General features: G+C 69.3%; 20 protein-coding genes. 15 read left to right on the top strand and 5 right to left on the bottom strand.

All coding sequences use genetic code 11. From position 1 onward, the window contains the following. Position 1: 1 nt before the first annotated feature. From bioH to G4G00_RS16365, 4 genes are all read left to right on the top strand, one after another. Complete coding sequence (bioH, locus tag G4G00_RS16380) at positions 2–781, top strand: pimeloyl-ACP methyl ester esterase BioH (protein WP_108754499.1); 780 nt, start codon at positions 2–4, stop codon at positions 779–781. A gap of 29 nt (positions 782–810) precedes the next feature. Further along, on the top strand, positions 811–1,590 hold the full coding sequence (locus tag G4G00_RS16375) for an SDR family oxidoreductase (protein WP_164275052.1): 780 nt from the start codon (positions 811–813) through the stop codon (positions 1,588–1,590). A gap of 12 nt (positions 1,591–1,602) precedes the next feature. After that, complete coding sequence (gene bioC / locus G4G00_RS16370) at positions 1,603–2,487, top strand: malonyl-ACP O-methyltransferase BioC (RefSeq protein ID WP_164275049.1); 885 nt, start codon at positions 1,603–1,605, stop codon at positions 2,485–2,487. A gap of 76 nt (positions 2,488–2,563) precedes the next feature. Further along, a complete protein-coding gene (locus G4G00_RS16365; protein ID WP_164275046.1) occupies positions 2,564–2,758 on the top strand; it encodes a hypothetical protein in 195 nt (64 codons plus the stop codon). Positions 2,759–2,865: 107 nt separating this feature from the next. Here the strand turns inward: G4G00_RS16365 and G4G00_RS16360 are convergent, their stop codons facing one another. Next, positions 2,866–3,510: a YdcF family protein gene (locus G4G00_RS16360; RefSeq protein ID WP_164275080.1), complete on the bottom strand. Its 645-nt coding sequence runs from the start codon at positions 3,508–3,510 to the stop codon at positions 2,866–2,868. Next, positions 3,495–4,457 carry a pyridoxal-phosphate dependent enzyme gene (locus G4G00_RS16355; RefSeq protein WP_108754503.1) on the bottom strand — a complete coding sequence of 321 codons (963 nt, stop codon included), beginning with the start codon at positions 4,455–4,457 and terminating at the stop codon, positions 3,495–3,497. Before G4G00_RS16355 ends, G4G00_RS16360 begins: the two co-directional genes overlap by 16 nt. 158 nt (positions 4,458–4,615) lie before the next feature. Here G4G00_RS16355 and G4G00_RS16350 point away from each other — a divergent pair, with 158 nt between their 5' ends. From G4G00_RS16350 to G4G00_RS16305, 10 genes are all read left to right on the top strand, one after another. Continuing rightward, positions 4,616–5,113 carry a hypothetical protein gene (locus tag G4G00_RS16350; RefSeq protein WP_108754504.1) on the top strand — a complete coding sequence of 166 codons (498 nt, stop codon included), beginning with the start codon at positions 4,616–4,618 and terminating at the stop codon, positions 5,111–5,113. 523 nt (positions 5,114–5,636) lie between these two features. Further along, positions 5,637–7,526: a tRNA uridine-5-carboxymethylaminomethyl(34) synthesis enzyme MnmG gene (mnmG, locus tag G4G00_RS16345; protein ID WP_108754505.1), complete on the top strand. Its 1,890-nt coding sequence runs from the start codon at positions 5,637–5,639 to the stop codon at positions 7,524–7,526. 135 nt (positions 7,527–7,661) lie between these two features. Next, positions 7,662–8,480, top strand: coding sequence for a nucleotidyltransferase domain-containing protein (locus tag G4G00_RS16340; RefSeq protein WP_164275043.1), 819 nt, complete (start codon positions 7,662–7,664; stop codon positions 8,478–8,480). 52 nt (positions 8,481–8,532) lie between these two features. Next, a complete protein-coding gene (locus G4G00_RS16335; RefSeq protein ID WP_108754507.1) occupies positions 8,533–9,063 on the top strand; it encodes a gamma carbonic anhydrase family protein in 531 nt (176 codons plus the stop codon). A gap of 125 nt (positions 9,064–9,188) precedes the next feature. Continuing rightward, the gene (locus G4G00_RS16330) at positions 9,189–9,878 is read left to right on the top strand and encodes an RDD family protein (protein WP_108754508.1); all 690 of its coding nucleotides are present in this window, start codon (positions 9,189–9,191) and stop codon (positions 9,876–9,878) included. Then, a complete protein-coding gene (locus G4G00_RS16325; protein ID WP_108751243.1) occupies positions 9,875–10,867 on the top strand; it encodes a stage II sporulation protein M in 993 nt (330 codons plus the stop codon). The genes G4G00_RS16330 and G4G00_RS16325 overlap by 4 nt, the downstream gene beginning before the upstream one ends. Continuing rightward, positions 10,857–12,464, top strand: coding sequence for a DUF4129 domain-containing protein (locus G4G00_RS16320; protein WP_108754896.1), 1,608 nt, complete (start codon positions 10,857–10,859; stop codon positions 12,462–12,464). Before G4G00_RS16325 ends, G4G00_RS16320 begins: the two co-directional genes overlap by 11 nt. Further along, on the top strand, positions 12,461–13,663 hold the full coding sequence (locus G4G00_RS16315; RefSeq protein ID WP_164275040.1) for a DUF4350 domain-containing protein: 1,203 nt from the start codon (positions 12,461–12,463) through the stop codon (positions 13,661–13,663). The genes G4G00_RS16320 and G4G00_RS16315 overlap by 4 nt, the downstream gene beginning before the upstream one ends. Continuing rightward, positions 13,660–14,646: a MoxR family ATPase gene (locus G4G00_RS16310; protein ID WP_108751245.1), complete on the top strand. Its 987-nt coding sequence runs from the start codon at positions 13,660–13,662 to the stop codon at positions 14,644–14,646. The genes G4G00_RS16315 and G4G00_RS16310 overlap by 4 nt, the downstream gene beginning before the upstream one ends. Beyond that, the gene (locus tag G4G00_RS16305) at positions 14,643–15,941 is read left to right on the top strand and encodes a DUF58 domain-containing protein (protein WP_164275037.1); all 1,299 of its coding nucleotides are present in this window, start codon (positions 14,643–14,645) and stop codon (positions 15,939–15,941) included. The genes G4G00_RS16310 and G4G00_RS16305 overlap by 4 nt, the downstream gene beginning before the upstream one ends. A 69-nt stretch (positions 15,942–16,010) precedes the next feature. Here G4G00_RS16305 and G4G00_RS16300 read toward each other — a convergent pair whose 3' ends face one another. The 3 genes from G4G00_RS16300 to G4G00_RS16290 are packed head-to-tail and all read right to left on the bottom strand — an operon-like array spanning position 16,011 to position 18,443. Next, a complete protein-coding gene (locus G4G00_RS16300) occupies positions 16,011–16,688 on the bottom strand; it encodes a hypothetical protein (protein ID WP_108757476.1) in 678 nt (225 codons plus the stop codon). After that, on the bottom strand, positions 16,688–17,866 hold the full coding sequence (locus G4G00_RS16295; protein ID WP_164275034.1) for a glutathionylspermidine synthase family protein: 1,179 nt from the start codon (positions 17,864–17,866) through the stop codon (positions 16,688–16,690). The genes G4G00_RS16300 and G4G00_RS16295 overlap by 1 nt, the downstream gene beginning before the upstream one ends. Before the next feature lie 7 nt (positions 17,867–17,873). Further along, a complete protein-coding gene (locus G4G00_RS16290; protein ID WP_108751249.1) occupies positions 17,874–18,443 on the bottom strand; it encodes a DUF1190 domain-containing protein in 570 nt (189 codons plus the stop codon). Between the two features lie 364 nt (positions 18,444–18,807). On the opposite strand from G4G00_RS16290, the gene ilvD reads away from it, so the two are divergent. Further along, positions 18,808–20,646, top strand: coding sequence for a dihydroxy-acid dehydratase (gene ilvD, locus G4G00_RS16285; protein WP_164275031.1), 1,839 nt, complete (start codon positions 18,808–18,810; stop codon positions 20,644–20,646). Positions 20,647–20,714 lie beyond the last annotated feature (68 nt).

Below are 20,714 nucleotides of genomic sequence, written 5' to 3'. Positions count from 1 at the left end.
CATGCATATCGATGTCACCGGCCGCGGGCCGGACCTGGTGCTGATCCATGGCTGGGCCCTGCAGGGCGGCGTGTTCGCGCCGCTGCTGGAACGCCTGGCCGACCACTTCACCCTGCACGTGGTGGACCTGCCCGGCCACGGCCACAGCCGCGACGACGCCACGCCGCTGCGCCTGCCCTACGTGGTGAACGCGATTGCCGCGGCTACCCCGCCGGCGGTGTGGTGCGGCTGGTCACTGGGCGGGCTGTTCGCCCTGCATGCCGCGGCGACGCTGCCCAAGGTGCGCGGGCTGGCGATGATCGCGGCCACTCCGCGTTTCGTACGCGGCGATCACTGGCCGCATGCCGTGGAACCGGCGGTGTTCGAGCAGTTCGGGCGCGACCTGGCGACCGATTTCGCCGGCACCCTGGAGCGCTTCCTGGCCCTGGACGTGATGGGCTCGGCGCACGCCCGCGAGGAACTGCGCACCCTGCGCCAGCGCCTGGTGGAACGTGGCGCGCCGACCGCGCGCGCCCTGCTGGAAGGCCTGCGCCTGCTGGAAAGCACCGACCTGCGCGGCGCCCTGCCGGCGCTGGGCAGACCCAGCCTCTGGATCGCCGGCCAGCGCGACCGCCTGGTGTCACCGGCCGCCATGCAGGCCGCCGCGGCACTCGCGCCGGGTGCGCAGGCACTGACCATCGCCCACGGCGGCCATGCGCCGTTCCTGGGCCACGCCGATCAGGTGGCCGCTGCCCTGCAACACTTCGTTGCCGGCCTGTCACCGGCCGATGGCGGACAATGAGCGCCTTCCGAACGATGCAGGGCTGACGTATGGATCTGGGTATTTCCGGCCGCTGGGCACTGGTATGTGGCGCAAGCAAGGGGCTGGGCCTGGGCTGCGCCCGTGCGCTGGTGGCCGAGGGCGTGAACGTGGTGATCGTGGCCCGTGGCGAAGCCGCCCTGCAGACCGCCGCCCACGAACTGCGCGCCCTGCCCGGTGCGGGTGAAGTGCGCGCGGTGGCTGCCGATGTGACCACCGACGCCGGCCGTGCCCAGGCGCTGGCCGCCTGCCCACAGGTGGACATTCTGGTGACCAACGCCGGTGGCCCGCCGCCCGGCGATTTCCGCACGTTTGAACGCAACGACTGGATCGCCGCGCTGGACGCCAACATGCTGGCGCCGATCGCGCTGATCCGCGCCACGGTGGACGCGATGATCGCGCGCGGCTTCGGCCGCATCGTCAACATCACCTCTTCATCGGTGAAGGCACCGATCGACACGCTGGCGTTGTCCAACGGCGCGCGCAGTGGCCTGACCGGCTTCGTCGCCGGCCTGGCCCGGCGCACGGTCGGCCACAACGTCACCCTCAACAACCTGCTGCCCGGCCAGTTCGACACCGACCGCCTGCGCGCCAACTTCGCCCACGCTGCGGGCCAGGACGGCGACGTGCAGGCGGTGGCCGAGCGCCGCCGCCAGCAGATCCCCGCCGGCCGCTTCGGCACACCGGACGAATTCGGCGCCGCCTGCGCCTTCCTGTGCAGCGCACAGGCCGGTTACCTCACCGGGCAGAACCTGCTGATCGACGGCGGCGCCTACCCCGGTACGTTCTAAGAGACTTCCGCAATGCCGTCCCACTTCGATGCCCGCCACGTCCGCCGCGCCTTCGGCCGCGCCGCCAGCAGTTACGACGCCGCCGCTGCCCTGCAGCGCGAAGTGCAGTCGCGGCTGATCGAATCGCTGGATTACCTGGAAGCACGCACGCCGGCGGTGGTGCTGGACATTGGTTCGGGCACCGGCCACGCCAGCGCGCTGATGAAGAAGCGCTGGCCGAAGGCGCAGGTGATCGCGTTGGACGTGGCCCTGCCAATGCTGGGCCAGGCCAAGCGCCAGGCCGGCTGGTGGAAGCCGTTCCAGCGCCTGTGCGGTGATGCCGCCGCGCTGCCGCTGGCCGACAACAGCGTCGATGTGATCTTCAGCAACCTTTGCCTGCAGTGGCTGGACGACCTGCCGGCGGTGTTTGCCGGTTTCCGCCGCGTGCTCAAGCCGGGTGGTCTGCTGCTGTGTTCCACCTTCGGCCCGGAAACGCTGATCGAGCTCAACGAAGCGTTCGCCGCCGCCGATGACCGCCCGCACGTGAGTCGCTTCGCGCAGATCGCCCAGTTCGGCGATGCACTGATGATGGCCGGCTTCCGCGACCCGGTGCTGGACCGCGATCTGTTCACCCTGACCTACGACGACCTGCCCGCGCTGATGCGCGAGCTGCGGGCGATGGGCGCCACCAACGCCCGCGTGGACCGCCGCCACACCCTGACCGGGCGCGGCCGTTTCGCCGCCGCCGCTGCGGCCTACGAATCCCTGCGCCGCGACGATGGCAAGCTGCCCAGCAGCTGGGAAGTGATCTACGCCCACGCCTGGGCACCGGACCCCGGCGCACCGATCCGCGAAGGCGGCCACGACATCGCATCGGTACCCGTGTCGGCCATCCCGATCCGCCGCAAGCAGCCCTGATGACCGCCCTCGGCCTGCTCTGGTAGGTGCCAACCTTGGTTGGCACAACCCATCAGATCGCGCTGCGGCCAACATCGTGCCGACCAAGGTCGGCACCTACCAAATGCAGATAGCGGCCGGCGCGCGCCGCGGCAACCTGCCGCCCGCTCTGGTAGGTGCCAACCTTGGTTGGCACAACCGATCACATCGCAGTGCGGCCAACATCGTGCCGACCAAGGTCGGCACCTACCAAATGCAGATATCGGCCGGCGCGCGCCGCGGCAACCCGTAGCCCGCTCTGGTAGGTGCCAACCTTGGTTGGCACAACCCATCAGATCGCGCTGCGGCCAACATCGTGCCGACCAAGGTCGGCACCTACCAGAAGCGGGCGGCAACCGCTCAGGTATTACCCGGCGAACTCAACGGCGGGCGCACCAGGTCGCGGTGGAAGAAGTAGATTTCCTGCAGCAGGAAACGCCAGCTGGTATGGAAGCTGCGGAAGCGCGTACTGGGCGTGGACGAGGCCAGCGCTTCAATCCCCATCGCCTGGCTCAGGCGCAGCGCGCGGGCCATGTGCAGCGGGTCGCTGACAATGATGACCCGCTGCAGGTGCCGCTGCTCCATCAGGCGCTTGGCTTCCACCAGGTTCTGCACGGTATTGCGCGAGGCGGTTTCAATCAGGATCGCGTCATCGGGCACGCCATGCTTCAGTGCATAACGGCGCGCCACCTGTGATTCGGAAAAGCGCGCGCCGCTGCCACCATAGCCACCGGTGAAGATCAGCAACGGCGCATAGCCGGCCTGGTACAGATCCAGGCCATGGCGGATGCGCTCTTCGAACACCGGCGACGGCTTGGCGTCGTACGCCGCAGCACCCAGCACGATGATCGCGTCGGCCTTGGCCGCCTGGTCGCGCTCGCCCACCCAGACGATCCACGCCGTCACGCCCAGCAACCACACCACCACCAGCACGAACAGCCGCCACAGCCAGCCCAGCAGGCCGGTGCGGGCACGGTGCCGACCGCGGCTCACGCCGCCTCCCAGCGCAGTGCCGGCAGATCCACGTTGCCACCGGACAGCACCAGGCCCACGCGCAGGCCGGCAAACCGCTGCGGCTGCGCCAACACCGCGGCCAGCACCGTGGCCGAAGACGGTTCGACCACCTGCTTCAGCACCTCCCACAGCAGGCGCATGGCGGCCAGCGTGGCGGCATCATCCACCACGATCACCTCGGCGCCGGCGGCCTGCAGCAGGGCGAAGTTGGGCACCCCGACCAGGGTGCGCAGGCCGTCGCAGAACGTGTCCGGGGTGAAGGGGCCCTGGCGGGTACCGGCGGCCAGCGAGCGCGCGGTGTCGTCGGCCCCGGCCGGTTCGGCCAGCACCAGGCGGGTGTGCGGGCTGGCGTGCTGCAGGGCCAGCGCGGTGCCGCAGGCCAGGCCACCGCCGCCCACCGGCACCACCAGCACATCGAACGGGCCATCGCTGTGCAGCAGTTCCAGCGTCGCTGTGCCCTGCCCGGCCATCACGGCTGGGTCGGCATACGGGTGCACCAGGGTCGCGCCGGTGTCGGCCTGCACCTGCGCGCAGGTGGCCTCGCGGTCGGCAATGGTGGGCGGGCAGCGCCACAACGTGGCGCCGTGGCGGGCGATGTTGGCCAGCTTGGCCGCCACCGCGCCCTCGGGCACCACCACGTGGCAGGGAATGCCGCGGGTGCGCGCCGCCAGCGCCAGCGCGGCGCCGTGGTTGCCCGACGAATGGGTCACCACCCCCGCCGCCGCCCGGTCTTCCGGCAGCGACCACACCGCATTGCATGCCCCACGGAACTTGAAGGCACCGCCGCGCTGCAGGTGCTCGGCCTTGAACGCCAACGACGCCCCGGCCAGCGCATCCAGCGCGTGCGAACGCAGCACCGGTGTCACATGGGCATGCGGCGCAATGCGCGCTGCGGCGGCCAGTACATCTGCGGGGGTCGGCAACAGTGAATCGCTCATGACGCAAGGTTAACGTAAGCCCCCGCGCTGGCGGCAATGCCGGCTGCCGTGCCAGCATGCAGCCCTTCACCGCCATTCATTCTGGCCGGCGGGATTAAGGGGCGATTCAACGCGCGCGCCCGAAGCTGGCACTACACCCGTCCTTGGGGGGACTCCACATGAAACTGCGCCTGTTGCTTGCCGGTGGCCTGATGTTGGCCCTGACCGGCTGCGCTACCTACGATTACGTTGGCGGTGGCCGCGGTGGCGGCTACTACCACGGTGCGCCCTCGACGGAGTACCGCTACCCCTACGGCTATCCCTACGATTCGGGCTACCCGTACTACGGCGGCTATGGCGGCTATGGCTATTACGGCTATGGCAACCCGTACTACTCGCGGCCGATCTACCGCCCGCCGCACAACCATCGCCCGCCGCCGCGCCCGGGCAATGGCGGTGAGAACCGTCCGCCGCGGCCGCCCCGCGAGAACAACGGCGGCTCGCCCTGGCGCAACCTGGATTCGATGCAGCGCCCGCCGCAGGCGGTCCAGCGTCCGGCACCAGCAGCCCGCCCGGCGCGTCCGGCCGGCCCGCCGCCGCGTCCGGCCGCACCCAGGATGAACGGTTCCCCTTGGCGCAATCTCGATCGTGGGACGCAGCGCACAGTTGAGCCCTGAACCATCTTGCATTTCCCCCGGTTCAAGCCTCACTCTACGCAGGTGGTGACGGCCCGCGTCACAATGTGACAAAAACGTTAGGGCCGTGACCAAACGCTCTACGTCGATATCCGACAGGAACATCTGGATCCCCCCTGTTCCGGCCCTGTCGGATGTCGGCACCTCTGCAAGACAAACGGCCCCGCACTGCGGGGCCGTTCGTTTTTGATGCTGCCGGTAGATCCACGCCTTGCGTGGCTAGCGCCACCCTCGGCCGAAAAAAAACGGGGCCGGCAGTCCCCCGACCACCGGCCCCCTGCTTCCCCATCGTGCGCCTGTACCGGCCCCTGTTCCAATCCGGTCACCAACGCCATGAGCGCCAGCCACGATGGGTGCTATCGGGTTATCTGCAACTTTCCTGCCAACTTTAGGGCTGATTTCACCCAAGCGTGCGGGCGCCCCCCGTCGCCCCCCGCCGAATGGCGCTAAAATCGCCACCCTGGCCGCCTTCGGCGCGCCCGCTCCCTTTGCTGACCTGCCCCCTATGAACCCGTCCTTCCATCGTTACGACGTCATCGTCATTGGCGGCGGCCACGCCGGCACCGAGGCCGCGCTGGCCGCGGCCCGTACCGGCGTGCGCACCCTGCTGCTGACCCACAACATCGAAACGGTGGGCGCGATGAGCTGCAACCCGGCCATCGGCGGCATCGGCAAGGGCCACCTGGTAAAGGAGATCGACGCGCTGGGCGGGGCCATGGCCCACGCCGCCGACCGTGCCGGCATCCAGTGGCGCACCCTGAACGCCTCCAAGGGCCCGGCCGTGCGCGCCACCCGCTGCCAGGCCGACCGCAACCTGTACCGCATGGCGATCCGCGCCATCGTGGAAGGCCAGGCGAACCTGACCGTGTTCCAGGCCGCCGTGGATGACCTGGTCATCGAAGGCGATGCCGTGCGCGGGGTGATCACCCAGACCGGCCTGCGCTTCGACGCCGAGGCCGTGGTGCTGACCGCCGGCACCTTCCTGGCCGGCAAGATCCACGTCGGCCCCACGCAGTACGCCGCCGGCCGCATGGGCGACCCGCCGGCCACCACGCTGGCCGCGCGCCTGCGCGAACGCCCGTTCCAGGTGGACCGCCTGAAGACCGGCACGCCGCCGCGCATCGATGGCCGTTCGCTCGATTACAGCGTGATGGACGAACAGCCCGGCGACACGCCGCGGCCGGTCATGTCCTTCCTCGGCTCGGTGGATGAGCACCCGCAGCAGGTCAGCTGCTGGATCACCCACACCACCGAGCAGACCCACCAGATCATCCGCGACGCGCTGCACCGCTCGCCGCTGTACAGCGGCCAGATCGAAGGCATCGGCCCGCGCTACTGCCCGTCCATCGAAGACAAGGTGGTGCGATTCGCCGAAAAGGCCAGCCACCAGATCTTCGTGGAACCCGAAGGCCTGGGCATCGTCGAGATCTACCCCAACGGCATTTCCACCTCGCTGCCGTTCGACGTGCAGCTGGAGATGGTGCGCAGCATCGTCGGCTTCCAGAACGCGCACATCACCCGCCCCGGCTACGCCATCGAATACGACTTCTTCGACCCGCGCGGCTTGAAGGCCTCGCTGGAAACCAAGCTGGTGAACGGCCTGTTCTTCGCCGGCCAGATCAACGGCACCACCGGTTATGAAGAAGCCGCCGCGCAGGGTCTGCTGGCCGGCCTGAACGCCGCGCGCCAGGTGCGCGGGCTGGAGGGCTGGTGCCCGCGCCGCGACGAGGCCTACCTGGGCGTGCTGGTGGATGACCTGATCACCCACGGCACCAACGAGCCGTACCGCATGTTCACCAGCCGCGCCGAATACCGCCTGCAGCTGCGCGAAGACAACGCCGACCAGCGACTTACCCCGGTCGGCCGCGAGATGGGCCTGGTCGACGACCGCCGCTGGAGCGCGTTTGAAACCAAGCAGGCCGCCGTCACCGCCGAGCGCGCGCGACTGGGCGCGCTGTGGGCCACCCCGGCCAATGCGCTGGGCCGCGAGGTGCAGGAAACGCTGGGCGTGGCGGTCAGCCGCGAAACCAACGTGCTGGACCTGATCAAGCGCCCGGAGCTGGATTACGCGCAGTTGATGCAGGTGCCGTCGCTGGGCCCGGCCGTGGCCGATGGCAAGGTGGCCGAACAGGTGGAGATCGGCGTGAAGTACGCCGGCTACCTGGACCGGCAGCGCGAGGAGATCGAGCGCCAGCAGCGGCATGAAGCCACGCCGATCGCCCAGGATTTCGACTATGCGATCGTGCGCGGCCTGTCGGCCGAAGCACTGCAGAAGCTCGAACGCGTGCGTCCGCAGACCATCGGCCAGGCCCAGCGTATTCCGGGCATGACCCCGGCAGCGATCTCGCTGCTGCTGGTGCACCTGGAACGCGCCCGCCGCGGCCGCGTGGCGTAATCCCCCCTGCCTGCGTGTCGACCAAGGTCGACACCTACCGGAACCGGTTGGTAGGTGTCGACCTTGGTCGACACGCATGCGTGCGCCACGCGTGCGTTACAGTCGAGCAAGCTCGACTCTACGAATCTGCTCTGCATGGACGACATCCACCCCATCGCGCCGGACAAGCGCGTCGCCATCCTTTCCACCCTGGCCGACATCGAACGCACGCATGGCGTGCGCGTGCTGCTGGCCTGCGAATCGGGTAGCCGCGGCTGGGGCTTCTCGTCGCCGGACAGCGACTACGATGCGCGCTTCATCTACGTGCACCGCCAGCCGTGGTACCTCAGCGTCAATGAAGCCACTGGCCCCGGCCAGGCGCAGCGCGATGTGATCGAGCTGCCCATCGACGACGAGCTGGACGTGAGCGGCTGGGACCTGCGCAAGGCATTGCGGCTGGTGTCCAAGTCCAACCCGACCCTGATCGAATGGCTGCGTTCGCCGATCATCTACCAGCAGGACGACGCTGCCGTGGCCCAGCTGTGGCAGGCCGCCGAACGCTTCTACTCGCCGCTGGGCACCTGGTGGCACTACTTCAACATGGCCCGTTCCAACCATCGCGGCTACCTGCGTGGCGACACGGTGCGCACCAAGAAGTACCTGTACGTACTGCGCCCGCTGCTGGCCTGCCAATGGATCGAACACGAGCAGACGCCGCCGCCGATGGCCTTCGAGGACCTGCTGGACCGGCTGCTGCCGCACGGCCCGGTGCGTGAGGCCATCGATGCGCTGCTGGCAGTGAAGCGTGCCAGTGCCGAAGTCGCCGCCGGGCCGCGCATTGCCGCCATCAGTGATTACATCGATACGGAACTGGCTGCGCGCGCCGAAGGCCCACGACTGCCCGCAGGGCATGGGGATGCGGCGTGGCTGGATGATCTGTTCCGGCAGATGCTGGCCTCACACGCGCCGGCATAGGCGGTAGCGCGCGTATCATCGTCGCGAATGCCCCCGAATGCTGGAGACACCGATGAACCCGCTGCGCCCTTTCCGCGACAAGATGCCCGTACTCGGCGAACGCGTGTACATCGACCCGGCATGCACCGTCATCGGTGATGTGGAACTGGCCGACGACGTGTCGATCTGGCCGGGCACGGTGATCCGTGGTGACGTGAACTACGTGCGCATCGGCGCACGCACCAATGTGCAGGACGGCACCATCATCCACGTCAGCCACCACAGCCCCTACAACAAGGCCGGCTACCCCACCCTGGTCGGCGAAGGCGTGACCGTCGGCCACGGCTGCATCATCCACGCCTGCAGCATTGGCGATTACAGCCTGATCGGCATGGGTGCCTGCATCCTGGACGGCGCGCAGATCGCCCGCCACGCCTTCGTCGGCGCCGGCGCGGTGGTCGGCCCGGGCAAGGTGGTGGGCGAAGGCGAACTGTGGGTGGGCAACCCGGCGCGGCCGGCACGCACGCTCAGCGACAAGGAAATCGAATCGCTGCACTACTCGGCCGACCACTACGTACGCCTGAAAAACGAATACCTGGGCTGAGCCTCTCGCCGGCCACCACGCTCTGCTAAAGTCGGGGCCCGACCAGGAACCGTCGAGACCCCGCCCATGCCCGTGGCAGCACGCCGGAGAGGACTCCAGCGCCCACACCCGCGACCGTCGCCCTGATGGCCGCGTCCATGCTCGATACCTACCGCGAGGTGGTCACGCCCGAAGGCGTGCTGCTGCAGTTGCCGGCCGCCGGGCCGATGCCGCGTGCGCTGGCCTGGCTGATCGACCTGGGCATCCGCGTGGGCACCGGCTTCGTGCTGGCCATTCCGCTGGCGCTGCTGGAAGAGTTCGGCCGCGGCATCTATCTGGCCATCATGTTCCTGCTGATGTGGGCCTACCCCATCGTCTGCGAAGCGCTGTGGGGCCGCACCCCCGGCAAGCGTGCGCTGGGCCTGCGCGTGGTGATGCGCGATGGCGCGCCGCTGGGCTGGGCCGGCGCGGTCACCCGCAACCTGCTGCGCACCGTGGACATGCTGCCCTTCGCCTACGCGCTGGGCCTGGTCAGCTGCCTGTTCGATCCGCATGGGCGGCGCTTGGGTGATCTGGTGGCCGGCACCGTGGTGGTGCACGCGCCGCCGTTCTACCTGCCGCCGCCGGTCACCATCGACAGCGTGCTGGCCCCGGCGCAGCCGCTGCGGCCGGAAGAACAGACCGCCGTGATGGCCTTCGCCGAACGCGCGCCGCGGCTGTCGCCGGCACGCCAGCAGGAACTGGCCGGGTTGGCCCAGCCGCTTACCGGCGCCAACGGCCAGGTGGGTGTGCTGCGCCTGTACGCCATGGCCAACTGGCTGCTGGGCCGTCGATGAAACAGGAACAGTTCGTCGCCCGCCACCAGCAGGAATGGCATGCACTGGAACAGTGGCTGCAGCAGCGCGCGGGTCTGCTGCGCCGGCGCCGCGCTGCCGTGGGCAGTGCAGACCCCGGCGATACCGCCTTTGCCCAGCGCTACCGGCGGCTGTGCCAGCAACTGGCCCTGGCCCGCGAGCGCGGCTACAGCCCGCAGCTGGTGCAGCGCCTGCAAGGCCTGATGCAACAGGGCCACGACGTGCTGTACCGCACGCCGCCCACGCGCTGGCGGCGTGCGCTGGAATTCCTGGTGGCCGATTTCCCGCTGCTGGTGCGCAGCCAGGCGCGCAGCATGTGGGCGGCGCTGGCCATGTTCGCGGTGCCGGCCATCGCCTGCTTCGTGCTGGTGCAGTGGCACCCGGACAGCGTGTACCTGCTGATGGACAACGCGCAGATTGCCAGCATGGAACGCATGTACGACCCCTCGGCCGACCGCCTGGGCCGCGACAGCGGTACCGACTGGATGATGTTCGGCTACTACATCCTGAACAACATCGGCATTGCCTTGCGCACCTTCGCCAGCGGCCTGCTGGCCGGGCTGGGTACGCTGCTGGTGCTGCTGTTCAACGGGGTCACCATCGGTGCGGTGGCCGGCCACCTGCAGCAGATCGGCCACGGCGATCCGTTCTGGCGCTTCGTGGTCGGGCATGCCGCCTTCGAACTGACTGCCATCGTGATTGCCGGCGGTGCGGGCCTGCAGTTGGGCATGCGCCTGCTCGCACCGGGCCGGCAGCGCCGCGTGGACGCGCTGGTGGAAGGCGGTCGCATCGGCGCACGCCTGTGCCTGGGCGTGGCCTTCATGCTGCTGCTGGCCGCCTTCGTGGAAGCCTTCTGGTCGTCCATTGCCGATATTCCGGCCTGGCTGAAGTTCAGCGTGGCCGGCGTGTTGTGGGCCGGCGTGCTGCTGTGGCTGTGGCGCGGTGGGCGTGGGGGCAGTCGTGCGGATTGAACATCTGAACGTCGCGCTGCGCGCCCGCAGCAGTTGGGAGGCGATGGAGCTGGGCATGGCCTTGGCCCGCCGCCACGCACGCAGCGTGTGGGGCAGCTGGCTGCTGGCCAGCGCACCGCTGTTCGTGCTGTTCAATGCGCTGGCCTGGTGGCTGGATGCGTTCGGCTGGGCCTGGCTGCTGATGTGGTGGTGCAAGCCGCTGTTCGAGCGCGCGCCGCTGTATGTGCTCTCGCGCGGCATCTTCGGCGAACAGGTGGCGCCACGTGCGGCGCTGCGTGCGCAGCGGCAGTGGGGCAACAGCGGCTTCTGGGGTTACCTGGGCTGGCGCCGCTTCAGTGGGCTGCGCAGCCTGTGCCTGCCGGTGAACCTGCTGGAAGGCAATGCACCGGAGCAGCGCGGGCCACGGCGGCGCGCGGTGGTGTCCGGCGCGGGCGGCGCGGCCCTGATCCTGTGCTGCCTGTGCCTGGGCTTCGAACTGGTGCTGGTGCTGGGCGCGATCGCCTCGGCGTTCCTGTTCATTCCGCTGGATCTGCTGCCCGACTCGTGGCGTGCGGCGTGGGACATGCTGCGCGTGGCGCCACCGCCGTGGGCGCTGTTGGTGTTCAACCTGCTGTGCTGGCTGGCGTCGGCGCTGATCGGCCCGCTGTACGTCGGCGCTGGCTTCGGGCTGTATCTGAACCGGCGCACGGAAATGGAAGCCTGGGACGTGGAAATGGCCTTGCGCCGGCTGCGTGAGCGGCTGCTGCCGGCCGCGTCGTCGCTGGTGCTGCTGCTGTGCCTGGCGTTGCCGCTGGCACCGGCGCACGCGCAGGACGGCGATGCCCGCCCGGCCACGGCCGCGACGGAGCAGAGCGACAAGCCCACCCGCAAGCGCCCCAGCGCCGCGCAGGATCCGGCCAACACCCCGGAGGTGATCTTCGGCGATGCGCCGGTGGACACCGCCGGCTTCCGCCAGGCGGTGAACCGTGCCTACGAAGATCCGCTGCAGCGGCCGCTGCGCGAGGTCAGCCAGTGGCAACCGATCGACCGCGACGACGCGGAAAAGAAGGAAAAGAAGGAACTGCAGCCGGACACCGACGCTGAGCGCGCGCGCAAGGCCCGCCAGGATGCACGCCGCTGGGTGGCACGCGTGGCCGAGTGGGGCCTGTGGGGTGGCCTGGGATTGCTGGTGCTGGTGCTGCTGCTGACCGCGCGGCTGTGGCTGCCGTGGCTGCGCGGCAGCGGTCGGCGCAAGGGTGGAACGGCACCGGCCATCCGCGAAGACAGCATCGTGCTGCCTGACATCCTGCCGCCGGACGTGGCCACCCAGGCCGCACGGCTGTGGGACGACGGCCGCCCGCGCCAGGCGCTGGCCCTGCTGTATCGCGCCAGCGTGGGCACCGTGGTGGACCGCAGCGGCGTGGTGCTGCCGCCTGGCGCCACCGAAGCGCAGTGCCTGCGCGCCTCGCGGCGCATGCCCGAAGCCAGTGACCGCGAGCTGTTCGCGCGCATCGTGCGCATGTGGCAGTTCGCCGCCTACGGCGGTCGCCTGCCCGCCCGCAGTGATTTCGACGCACTGTCGGCTGCGCTGCAGCAGCAGTTCCGGTGGCAGGCATGAAGCCGCGCCTGTTCTGGTCGCTGCTGCTCGGCGCGCTGATCGTGCTCGGCGTGCCGCTGACGATCCTGTTCCTGCGCACCCACGAAAAGGTCAGCCAGACCCTGGTGCTGCCGCCGCAGGGCGAGGCCAGCTTCAACCCGCTGTACGTGCTGGGCCAGGCGCTGCGTGCCGACGGCCTGCAGGTGCAGACACGGCAGCAGCTGCAGTTGCGCGACATGGCGCTGGCCCCGCGCGATACCCTGGTGCTGCTGCAGGACACCCGCGATCTGGCGCCGCATACCGCGCAGGCCCTGCTGGACTGGGTGGGCGAAGGTGGTCATCTGCTGCTGCGCACGCCACCACCGGCCACCGCCCGGCGCAAGGACACCACCAGCACCACGCAAGGTCCGCTGCTGGACCGCATCGGCGTGGACAGCCTGTTCCACGACAGCCGATGCCAGCGCTTCCACGTGGCCGATGATCCCGACCACGTGGAGTTCTGCAAAGGCCGCCGTTTCTCGCTGGGCTTCCGCGCCGCCGCCACTGCCGAACGGCGCTGGGGCAACGACGGCGACCTGGTGTTCGCGCGACTGCGCCACGGCAAAGGCCGCATCGATGTGCTGGCCGACATGGAATTCATGCGCGGCACCGGTGCAGGCACTGTCACCGAAAGGCGCGTGCTGAATGCCGGCGAACGCCTGCGCGATGGCCTGCATGACCTGTCCCACCGCGACCTGACCCGCTACCTGCTGGACCCGAACTACGGCCGTGGCACGGTCTGGCTGGTCTACGGCAAGCGCCCGCCCACGCTGTTCGCACGCATCGTGCTGCTGGGCTGGCCGGTGTGGCTGCCGCTGCTGCTGGCGATCCTGGGCTGGCTGTGGGCGCGCTCGCAGCGCCTGGGCAGTGCGCAACCTTCGCCGGTGGTGGCACGCCGCTCGCTGCTGGAACACGTGCGCGCCAGCGGCGAACTGCTGCTGCGCTTCGGCCAGGGGCCACACCTGTACCGCGCGGTGCAGGCACTGTTCCTGCACCGGCTGCGCCTGCGCGCGCCGGTGGCCGCCGCGCTGGACGGCAGCGCGCGCGACCATGCCATTGCCGAACTGCTGCACTGGCCGGTCACACGCGTGGCCAGCGCGATGACCGTGCCTGCCGCCAACGATTCCTCCGCCCTGCGCGAGCGCATCCGCTTGCTGCTCCAGATGAGATCCCTGCTATGACCGATGCCCCTGAGCTTCCGTCCGCCGCTGCCGCGCGCCTGATTGAACGCGTCGATGCCATCCGCGAAGCGGTAGGCCGCGCCTTCATCGGCCAGAGCGATGTGCTGGACCAGATCCTGGTGGCCCTGCTGGCCGGCGGCCATGTGCTGATCGAAGGCGTACCCGGGCTGGGCAAGACGCTGCTGGTGCGCGCCCTGGCACAGGCGCTGGAACTGGATTACGGGCGCGTGCAGTTCACCCCGGACCTGATGCCCAGCGATGTAAGCGGCCACGCGGTGTACGACCCGAAGAGCGAAAGCTTCCGGATCCGTCGCGGCCCGGTGTTCACCAACCTGCTGCTGGCCGACGAAATCAATCGTGCCCCGGCCAAGACCCAGTCGGCCCTGCTGGAGGTGATGCAGGAAGGCCAGGTGACCATCGAAGGCAAGGCGTTCACCCTGGCGCCGCCGTTCATGGCGCTGGCCACGCAGAACCCGCTGGAACAGGAAGGTACCTACCCGCTGCCGGAAGCGCAGCTGGACCGTTTCCTGCTGAAGGTGCTGATCGACTACCCGCAGCTGGACGATGAGAAGCGCATGGTGGCGGCGATCACCCATGGCCGCGCCGCCAGCGATTTCGACCTGAGCCAGGTGCCGCGCGTGCTCGGCGCCGGCGAACTGCTGGCGCTGCAGCAGGCCACGGCGGCGATCACCGTGGACGATGAAGTAATTGATTACGCCGTGCGCATCGTCGCCGCCAGCCGGTCCTGGCCGGGTATCGCGGTTGGCGCCGGCCCGCGCGGCAGCATTGCCCTGGTGCGTGCCGCACGCGCGCAGGCGGTGCTGGCCGGGCGCGATTTCGTCACCCCCGACGATGTGCGCGACATCGCACGCCCTGCCCTGCGCCATCGCATTGCGCTGGCACCGGAACTGCAGATTGAAGGCCAGGGCCCGGACGACGTGCTGGGCGCCCTGCTGGCCAAGGTGGAAGCACCGCGCCGATGAGGCCTGCGCCGCTGCTGCTGGCTGTGCTGCTGGCCTGGGCTGCGCTGGGCGGCACGGTGCTGGGCGGCCTGCTGCCGCGCTGGAGCTGGGCGGCGATGGGGCTGGCGGCTTTGCTGCTGGCCCTGCTGGATGCCTGGCGGGTGGCCCGGCAGCCGTCGCCGCAGGTGCAACGGCAGGTGCCCGAAGCGCTGGCCCTGGGCGTGCGCCGCCAGGTGGGCCTGCGCCTGCAGGCCGCGCGCGCGCAGTACGTGCAGGTGTTCGACCTGGCGCCCGGCGGCTGGCCCGTGGAAGACCTGCCGCAGCGGCTGCAGCTTCGCGCTGGGCATGCCAGCACCCTGCACTACCACGTGCAGCCGCCGCAGCGCGGGCGCTACCGCTTCGATGGCGTGCACCTGCGCCTGCGTTCGCCGTGGCGGCTGTGGTGGCAGCAGCGCACGCTGCCGCCGGTGCTGGAGGTGCGGGTCTACCCGAACTTCGTGCCGCTCACCCGCTTCGCCCTGTTCAGTGCCGACCAGGCATCGCGGCTGGTGGGCGCACACGTGAAGCGCCGCCGTGGCGAAGGCACCGACTTCCACCAGATGCGCGAGTACCGCACCGGCGACAGCCTGCGCCAGCTGGACTGGAAGGCCACCGCACGCGCGCGCAAGCTGATCTCGCGCGAGTACCAGGACGAGAAGAACCAGCAGCTGCTGCTGATGCTCGACAGCGGCCGGCGCATGCTGGCCAGCGAGGGCGGGCTTTCGCACTTCGACCATGCCTTGAATGCATCGCTGGTGGTGGCCTACCTGGCCCTGCGCCAGGGCGATGCTGTGGGCCTGTTCGCCGCTGGCGGCGAGCGCCGCTGGGTGGCCCCGCAGCGTGGCATGGGCACGGTGCAGCACCTGCTGCGCGCCAGCTACGACCTGCAGCCGCAGCCGGTGGCCACCGACTACCTGGCCGCCGCCACCGAGGTATCGCTGCGCCAGCAACGGCGCGCACTGGTGATGCTGGTCAGCAACGTGCGCGATGAAGATATCGAAGACCTGCTGGCTGCGGTGCGCCTGCTGCAGCGCCGCCACCTGGTGTGCGTGGCCAGCCTGCGCGAACGCGAGCTGGAAGCGGTGCTGGACGGCGAAGTGAACACGCTGGAAGAAGCCGCCCAGGCCGGCGCCACCGCGCTGTACCTGCAACAGCGCGCGCAGGCCCACGACGCCCTGCGTGCCGAAAAAGTGATGGTGCTGGACGTCACCGCCGACGCCCTGCCCGCCGCCCTGGTGGAACGCTACCTGTCGGTGAAGCGCGAAGGCCTGCTGTGACCGCCACACCGCTCTGGTAGGTGCCAACCTTGGTTGGCACACAACCCACAGCGCCGACCAAGCTTGGCATCACCCCTGCAGCAATCGCCGTTGCAACCGCTCCACCGCACGCTGCAGCAGCACGCGGTTGCGCGCCAGCTTCATCCACTGCGGCAGGCGCGAGAACATCGAGGCATTGGCCACGCCCGCGCGCTCGCGCAGCGGCGCCACGGCAAATGCATGCAAGGCCTGCAGGTGGGCTTCGTTGTACGCCCACAGCACCCCGGCGGCCGTCTTTTCCACCAACCGCAGCGGCAGCCCCAGATGCGGGTCGATGGCCTCGTGCGCACGCACCCGCGACACGCTCACCGTCACTTCACTGCTGCGCCCACACTGGCCGCAATCCCCCATCAAGGTGCGCACCGGCGCTGCGGCACGCGCGCGATACAACGCGGCGCTCACCCACTTGTGCCCACAGTGGCCGCAGGCACGATGCCCGCTGTAGCGAACCGGCCCAACCCAATCGCCCGCGCTGCAACGACCACAGGTGCAGGCACCGGCGTTGCCGCTGCCACCGTCCAGCGCCAGGCTGCAGCCCAGGCAGCGGAAACGCGCTGCTGCAGACCGCCCCACCACCCAGCCCGGGGTATCGCAACGATGGCAGCGCACGGCCACGCGGTCTGCATACCGCCACAGGCCATGGCCATCGTCCAGGTGGCGACCGGGCAGCGGCGCCGGCCGCAGATCGCGGTTGCGCCGCACCGCCATCAGACGTAGATCTGCGTCGGCGCCTCGTCCACGATCGCGTGCGGCACGAAGCGCGCACTGTCGCGGGTAATGGCGCTGTCATCCTCGCGGATGCCGATGCCGCAGGCGTGGTCGCCGATCACCCAGCTGCCGATCAGCGGGTAACCGCCGTCGAAACGGGTAAGCGGGTGCGCGCGCTGGATGATCGCCGGCCCTTCGTACGGGCCGTCGCTGCGCTGGGTGCTGCCGTCGGCCAGGTGCATTTCGATGTTGGCGCCTTCGCGCGAGAACAGCGGCTTGCGCACCCAGCCCGAGGCCAGCGCGCTGCCATCGTCGAAATGTGCTTCCAGCAGGTTCGGGTGGCCCACGTTGCGCTGCCACAGCAGCGGCAGGATGCCCTTGTTGCTCAGCACCGCCTTCCACGCCGGTTCCAGCAGCTGGATGCCAGAACCGGGCAGCGCGCGGCCGAATTCCTCGGCCATCAGGTCTTCCAGCGGGTACAGCTTGAACAGCGTGCCGATCACCGTGTCATCCAGCGCGGTGAAGCGACCGTCCTCGGACAGGCCGATATCCTCGATGGCGATGGCCTGGCCATGCAGGCCGGCCTGCGACGCGCAATCGCGCAGGTAATCGACCGTGCCGCGGTCTTCTTCGGAACTGCCCACCGCGCTGAAGAACAACGGCGGCGGCAACTGCCCGGCCAGTGCGCCGAAGCGCTCGACCAGTGCCTCGTGCATGCCATTGAATTGGTCGGCGTGCTGCGGCAGGCGGCCGGCATTGCGCTGGTCTTCCAGCCACTGCCACTGGAAGAAGCTGGCCTCGAACAGCGAGGTGGGCGTGTCGTAGTTCAGTTCGTACAGCTTGGCCGGGCCGGTGCCGTCGTAGGCCAGGTCCAGGCGCCCGTACAGGTGCGGCTGGCGCTGGCGCCAGCTCTCGGCAATCCAGTCGCGGTAGTGCGCCGGAATGGCCAACTGGTCCATCAGGCGCTCGCTGGCGATCACATCGCCCACGAGGTCCAGCGCCATCTGGTGCAGCTCGGCGCTGGGGTCTTCGATGTCCTGTTCGATCTGGCGCAGGGTGAAGGCGTAGTACGCACGCTCATCCCAGTACGGCTGGCCGTCGATGGTGTGGAAGCGGAAACCGGCTTCCTCCGCGCGCGCCCGCCAATGGGCGCGCTCGGCAATCTGGATACGCTGCATGGATCGATCAGCCGCCGAAGCTGCTGCCGCTGCGGCGCGCGCTGGTGCTGCCAAAGCCACTGCGGCTGGCGGTCACGGCGCGGTTCGGTTCGCTGGTCACCGGGGCCAGGCCGGCCTTGCCGGCGCCGATGCCGCTGGCGGTGTTCATGCCACCGGTGCCGCCCGGTGCCGGGCGCGCCCAGCCCGCGTTCTTGTCCTGGTAGGCCGGTGCCGACGCCGGCGCCTGCGGGGCCAGGCCGCCGCGGTTGCTCAGCATCTGCGACATGAAGAAGCCCATCATCATCGGGCCGATGAACGACGTACCGGCCGAGGTGTGCTGCTGCACGCACTGTTCCGGCTTGTAGTCCTGCTCGCAGGCTTCCTTGCTGGCGTACTTGGGCGCCGCATCGGCCGCCTTCTGCTGCGCTTCGGCAAAGGCGTTGCGGCACGACGACGGGTCACCGGTGGCCTCGGTGCAGGCCTCCACCGAGGTGTACAGGCCTTCCTGCACCTGCACCTGTTCATCCTTCTGGCAAGCGGTGAACAGCAGGGGTGCAGCGCTCATCAGCAGCAGCGCGGTGGTGCGGGAACGCTTCATGGCGTCATGCCTCGGAATCGGATCAATGCCCCAATGATGCCAAATTCACACCAACAACCGGAATCGGCAAAGTAGGAAAGATGAACGGGTTTTCATTTTCGCCGGGCCGGCACACCTCTCCGGTAGGTGCCAACCTTGGTTGGCACACATGCCGCAGCGCCCGGCCCTGCCCGGCGAGCGCTCCCACGTCTCAGGCGAGGAGCCCCCTTGTTGTTCAAGGGGGCGCGCCGAAGGCGCGGGGATAAGGAGAAATGCGCGAACCACGAAGCCGCTGCAGGCGGCGAAGGTGGTTGCAGCAGCAACCGAAAAACTCCGCCATGATCGGGCAACCCCCACGTTGTACGGCCCGCCCGTTCCGCCAGCCATGCCTGAATACCGCTCCCGCACCTCCACCGCCGGTCGCAACATGGCCGGCGCCCGCGCCCTGTGGCGCGCCACCGGCATGAAGGACGGCGACTTCCACAAGCCGATCATCGCCATCGCCAACTCCTTCACCCAGTTCGTGCCCGGCCACGTGCACCTGAAGGACCTCGGACAGCTGGTCGCGCGCGAGATCGAAAAGGTCGGCGGCGTCGCCAAGGAATTCAACACCATCGCCGTGGACGACGGCATCGCCATGGGCCACGACGGCATGCTGTACTCGCTGCCCAGCCGCGAGATCATCGCCGACTCGGTCGAATACATGGTCAACGCGCACTGCGCCGACGCGCTGGTGTGCATTTCCAACTGCGACAAGATCACCCCCGGCATGCTGATGGCCGCGCTGCGCCTCAACATCCCGGTGGTGTTCGTGTCCGGCGGGCCGATGGAAGCCGGCAAGACCAGGCTGTCCGAGCACAAGCTGGACCTGGTCGATGCGATGGTCATTGCCGCCGACGAAAGCGCCAGCGATGAAAAGGTCGCCGAGTTCGAGCGCAGCGCCTGCCCCACCTGCGGTTCCTGTTCGGGCATGTTCACCGCCAATTCGATGAACTGCCTGACCGAAGCCCTGGGCCTGTCGCTGCCCGGCAACGGCTCCACCCTGGCCACCCACGCCGACCGCGAGCAGCTGTTCCTGCGCGCCGGCCGCCTGATCGTCGAACTGTGCCACCGCTGGTACGGCGGCGAAGAGGCAAGCGCGCTGCCGCGCGGCATCGCCACCCAGGCCGCATTCGCCAATGCAATGACCCTCGATATCGCCATGGGCGGTTCCACCAACACCATCCTGCACCTGCTGGCGGCCGCGCAGGAAGCCGAAGTGGAGTTCGACCTGACCCACATCGATGCGCTGTCGCGGCGCGTGCCGCAGCTGTGCAAGGTGGCGCCGAACACGCCCAAGTACCACATGGAAGACGTACACCGCGCCGGTGGCGTGTACGGCATCCTGGGCGAACTGGCGCGTGGCGGCCTGCTCGACACCACGGTGCCGACCGTGCACAGCCGCACCCTGGCCGACGCCATCGAACGCTGGGACGTGGCGGTCAGCGGCGAATCGAGCGTGCACGACTTTTTCCGGGCCGGCCCGGCCGGCATTCCCACCCAGGTGGCTTTCAGCCAGGCCACGCGCTGGCCCACGCTGGACGTGGACCGCGCCGAAGGCTGCATCCGCAGCGTCGCGCACGCCTACTCCGCCGAAGGCGGCCTGGCCGTGCTACGCGGCAACCTGGCCATCGACGGCTGCGTGGTGAAGACCGCCGGCGTGGATGATTCGATCCACGTGTTCGAAGGTACGGCGCGTGTGTTCGAGAGCCAGGACGCGGCCGTGGCCGGCATCCTGGCCGATGAGGTGAAGCCGGGCGACGTGGTGGTGATCCGCTACGAAGGCCCGAAGGGCGGCCCCGGCATGCAGGAAATGCTGTACCCGACCAGCTATCTGAAATCGAAGGGGCTGGGCAAGCAGTGCGCCCTGCTGACCGATGGCCGTTTCTCCGGCGGTACCTCGGGCCTGTCGATCGGCCACGTTTCACCGGAAGCGGCCAGCGGCGGCACGATTGGTCTGGTGGAAGATGGCGACCGCATCCGCATCGACATTCCGGCCCGCCGCATCGACCTGCTGCTGGACGAGGCCACCCTCGCCCAGCGCCGCAGCGATGCCGACGCGCGTGGCTGGAAGCCGCGCGAAGCACGCCCGCGCAAGGTCACCAGCGCCTTGAAGGCCTACGCCCTGCTGGCCACCAGCGCCGACAAGGGCGCCGTGCGCAACACCGCCCTGCTGGGCGATTGAGAGGCCCTGGGGTCAGAGCCCTTCCTGCGGAAGGGATCTGACCCCGGATCGCGGCAGGGGGTCGGATC

This window comes from Stenotrophomonas sp. B1-1 (genome assembly GCF_010894375.1).
Classification (GTDB): domain Bacteria; phylum Pseudomonadota; class Gammaproteobacteria; order Xanthomonadales; family Xanthomonadaceae; genus Stenotrophomonas.
The sequence above is the reverse complement of the archived record's forward strand: the minus strand, read 5'-3'. Positions and strand labels throughout refer to the sequence as shown.